The 3,104-nt window shown below is 62.2% G+C and carries 5 protein-coding genes and 3 pseudogenes; 4 read left to right on the top strand and 4 right to left on the bottom strand.

The window, feature by feature from the left end:
- Positions 1 to 564, top strand: a 564-nt coding sequence (locus tag BG842_RS09960) for an ABC transporter substrate-binding protein (protein WP_254663033.1), incomplete at its 5' end; no start/stop codon positions are given.
- Positions 513 to 839: an ABC transporter substrate-binding protein gene (locus BG842_RS31400; protein ID WP_254663032.1), complete on the top strand. Its 327-nt coding sequence runs from the start codon at positions 513 to 515 to the stop codon at positions 837 to 839. The genes BG842_RS09960 and BG842_RS31400, both read left to right, overlap by 52 nt.
- A gap of 52 nt (positions 840 to 891) precedes the next feature.
- Here BG842_RS31400 and BG842_RS09955 read toward each other — a convergent pair.
- Together BG842_RS09955 and BG842_RS28780 are read right to left on the bottom strand one after the other, a co-directional pair.
- A pseudogene (locus tag BG842_RS09955) lies at positions 892 to 1,422 on the bottom strand (arginase family protein); the annotation flags it as partial.
- Entirely contained in the window at positions 1,419 to 1,535 is a 117-nt protein-coding gene (locus BG842_RS28780; protein ID WP_394327471.1) for a hypothetical protein, read from the bottom strand. The gene BG842_RS28780 and the pseudogene BG842_RS09955, both read right to left, overlap by 4 nt.
- Before the next feature lie 2 nt (positions 1,536 to 1,537).
- Here BG842_RS28780 and BG842_RS09950 point away from each other — a divergent pair.
- Positions 1,538 to 1,742: pseudogene (locus tag BG842_RS09950) on the top strand (urocanate hydratase); the annotation flags it as partial.
- Positions 1,739 to 2,269, top strand: a pseudogene (locus BG842_RS09945) (arginase family protein); the annotation flags it as partial. The pseudogenes BG842_RS09950 and BG842_RS09945, both read left to right, overlap by 4 nt.
- Positions 2,270 to 2,321: 52 nt before the next feature.
- Here BG842_RS09945 and BG842_RS31395 read toward each other — a convergent pair.
- Both BG842_RS31395 and BG842_RS31390 read right to left on the bottom strand, forming a co-directional pair.
- Positions 2,322 to 2,648, bottom strand: coding sequence for an ABC transporter substrate-binding protein (locus tag BG842_RS31395; RefSeq protein WP_254663032.1), 327 nt, complete (start codon positions 2,646 to 2,648; stop codon positions 2,322 to 2,324).
- Positions 2,597 to 3,104: ABC transporter substrate-binding protein (locus BG842_RS31390; protein ID WP_254663031.1), on the bottom strand; the 508-nt coding region annotated here is incomplete at its 5' end. The genes BG842_RS31390 and BG842_RS31395, both read right to left, overlap by 52 nt.

Raw genomic sequence — 3,104 nt, 5'->3', positions numbered from 1 at the left:
AATCCCGGCGGGCAGAAATACGGCCCCGAGGACCTCGTGGATGCCGTCAAGGCCGCCTCACGCGGCGAGGACATCAACTACCAGGGTGCATCGAGTGTCGTGGACTTCGACAAAAAAGGAGACCCGGCGTCCGCGGCCTACGACGTTTGGAAGTTCGACTCCAGTGCCGACGGTGGCATCAAGACGGAGGATACCATCAAATTCGAAGGCGAACCGAGCGGTAAGATGGCGGACAGTTCTCCCGGTGGCAAGAACCGAAAAGTCAAGGTCGGTATCCTGCTTCCCGAAACCGGCGACCTCGGGTCGACCGGGAGCCTGATGATAAACGCGGCGAAGATACCGGTCAAACAGGTCAACGACGCCGGCATCAACATCACTGTGGACTCCCAAATTGAGGATTCGCAGACAAAGAAACAGGCGTCGCTCAGCGGCGCGAACGCGCTCGTCAGTGCCGGGTACCCGGCCATCTGTGGTCCCGCGTCCTCGGGAACAACATCCCCGTCAGCCAGCAGGTGTACATCAAGCAGGGTATCGTCGGCTGTTCGCCATCCAGCACCGCGCTGACGGTGACGAACCTGAAGGACGATGACTACGTGTTCCGCACCGCGCCGAGCGACCTGCTCCAAGGCAAAGTGATGGCACAGGTCGCGTCCAAGCGATTGAGCGGCAAGACGGCCTCGACGCTGTTCGTCAACAACAGCTACGGTCAACAGCTGTCCGATAAGTTCTCGAACACCTTCACCGACGAGTACGACGGAACGATGCTCCAGAAGGTGTCGTTCAACAAGGGCGAATCGTCGTACACGTCCGTCATCAAGAAGGCGATGAGTTCGAACTGACCGCGCGTCTCACTCGTTCGGCCGCTTTCTCGGGAAAAAACGTCAGTCGCGCCAGCTGACGGTACGGCGTGCCGCTGGTCGGGTCGTCGCGCACTTCGCGCACGTCGAGATGCGCGTCGAAGTTGACGACGCCGAGCGAACCATCTTCGAGGAGCGGTGCGGCGTTCGGATCGGTGAAGGAGTTGTCGCCGCCGAGAAAGACGGGAAGCGTGTCGGCGTCGTGGAGTCGGTTCGTGAGGATGCGGGCCTCCTGCTGGAGCAGTCGAGTCGTGACCTCGTTCGGTTCGTCGGAGTCGAGCATGAGCATCAGGTCGCCAGCGTCGCCGACGTTGCCGACCGGTCCGGCGTCGAAGTGGTGGGTTTTCACACCGGCGAGGCTCTCGCGGAGCGCCGCCGGGCCGTCCGCCGCACCTTTTCGGCCGATGACGGCGTAGTCGAACGGTTCGCCGAGGAGTACCGCGTCGAACTCGGAAAGGCGGTCGTCGTCCAGTTCTGGGATGGGTTTTACGACGTCGCCGAACTGTTCGTCGTTCGGGTCGGACGACGTACCGCGCCATTCGGACGGTGGGTTCAGTCCGGTCATGTTCGGTCACGCATCGGAACCGCGACGTTCGATTTCTCGGCCTGTTCTATCGCCTCGTCGTAGCCCGCGTCGGCGTGGCGAATCACGCCCATTCCCGGGTCGGTGGTGAACACGCGGCGGCGGCGTCGGCTCGCAACGCGCTTCACGCGAACAACCACATCGTCCTCGACGGCTCCGAGTTGGCCGCCGAGAAGGCCCGCCGCGTGTTCACCACCGACCCGGGAATGGGCGTGATTCGCCACGCCGACGCGGGCTACGACGAGGCGATAGAACAGGCCGAGAAATCGAACGTCGCGGTTCCGATGCGTGACCGAACATGACCGGACTGAACCCACCGTCCGAATGGCGCGGTACGTCGTCCGACCCGAACGACGAACAGTTCGGCGACGTCGTAAAACCCATCCCAGAACTGGACGACGACCGCCTTTCCGAGTTCGACGCGGTACTCCTCGGCGAACCGTTCGACTACGCCGTCATCGGCCGAAAAGGTGCGGCGGACGGCCCGGCGGCGCTCCGCGAGAGCCTCGCCGGTGTGAAAACCCACCACTTCGACGCCGGACCGGTCGGCAACGTCGGCGACGCTGGCGACCTGATGCTCATGCTCGACTCCGACGAACCGAACGAGGTCACGACTCGACTGCTCCAGCAGGAGGCCCGCATCCTCACGAACCGACTCCACGACGCCGACACGCTTCCCGTCTTTCTCGGCGGCGACAACTCCTTCACCGATCCGAACGCCGCACCGCTCCTCGAAGATGGTTCGCTCGGCGTCGTCAACTTCGACGCGCATCTCGACGTGCGCGAAGTGCGCGACGACCCGACCAGCGGCACGCCGTACCGTCAGCTGGCGCGACTGACGTTTTTTCCCGAGAAAGCGGCCGAACGAGTGAGACGCGCGGTCAGTTCGAACTCATCGCCTTCTTGATGACGGACGTGTACGACGATTCGCCCTTGTTGAACGACACCTTCTGGAGCATCGTTCCGTCGTACTCGTCGGTGAAGGTGTTCGAGAACTTATCGGACAGCTGTTGACCGTAGCTGTTGTTGACGAACAGCGTCGAGGCCGTCTTGCCGCTCAATCGCTTGGACGCGACCTGTGCCATCACTTTGCCTTGGAGCAGGTCGCTCGGCGCGGTGCGGAACACGTAGTCATCGTCCTTCAGGTTCGTCACCGTCAGCGCGGTGCTGGATGGCGAACAGCCGACGATACCCTGCTTGATGTACACCTGCTGGCTGACGGGGATGTTGTTCCCGAGGACGCGGGACCACAGATGGCCGGGTACCCGGCACTGACGAGCGCGTTCGCGCCGCTGAGCGACGCCTGTTTCTTTGTCTGCGAATCCTCAATTTGGGAGTCCACAGTGATGTTGATGCCGGCGTCGTTGACCTGTTTGACCGGTATCTTCGCCGCGTTTATCATCAGGCTCCCGGTCGACCCGAGGTCGCCGGTTTCGGGAAGCAGGATACCGACCTTGACTTTTCGGTTCTTGCCACCGGGAGAACTGTCCGCCATCTTACCGCTCGGTTCGCCTTCGAATTTGATGGTATCCTCCGTCTTGATGCCACCGTCGGCACTGGAGTCGAACTTCCAAACGTCGTAGGCCGCGGACGCCGGGTCTCCTTTTTTGTCGAAGTCCACGACACTCGATGCACCCTGGTAGTTGATGTCCTCGCCGCGTGAG

It is taken from the genome of Haladaptatus sp. W1, assembly GCF_001723155.1.
Taxonomy (GTDB): domain Archaea; phylum Halobacteriota; class Halobacteria; order Halobacteriales; family Haladaptataceae; genus Haladaptatus; species Haladaptatus paucihalophilus.
The sequence above is the reverse complement of the archived record's forward strand: the minus strand, read 5'-3'. Positions and strand labels throughout refer to the sequence as shown.